The 448-nt window shown below is 47.1% G+C and carries 1 pseudogene; it reads left to right on the forward strand.

Features of this window, described 5'->3' with window-relative positions:
* Positions 1–71: 71 nt before the first annotated feature.
* Positions 72–448: pseudogene (locus tag HC175_RS18650) on the forward strand (TonB-dependent receptor); the annotation flags it as partial.

The following is a 448-nucleotide window of genomic DNA, read 5'->3' on the forward strand; positions in this document are numbered from 1 at the left end:
AGGCCCGGGTGCGCCGGGATTACCCTAGTCAGGGGTCCACCACCATTTAATATCCGGGGGAGCCGAGCCGGGTGCAGGCAATTCAAAATGCAGCTAAAGCTTATGTTTATGGCTTTGAAGCAGGTGCCAAGATTAAATTTAACGACCGGTTAAAATTCACCTCCCAGGTAAGTCTTACCGAGGGAAAAGAAGAACAGGACGATGGTACAAAGGCAGCCTTAAGACATGCCGCACCTTTCTTCGGAAATGCGCACCTGGTGTGGGAGAATGATGATCTAAGGTTGGATCTTTTCACCGAATACAATGGGGAGATAAGCGCAGAGGACCTTGCACCTTCCGAAAGAGATAAGGCCTATCTTTATGCTTTAGATGAAAACGGTGATCCTTATGCTCCCGAATGGTATACGCTAAACTTGAGCTCTCAGTATCAATTGGGAAAAATGTTATT

This window comes from Salinimicrobium oceani (assembly GCF_012037645.1).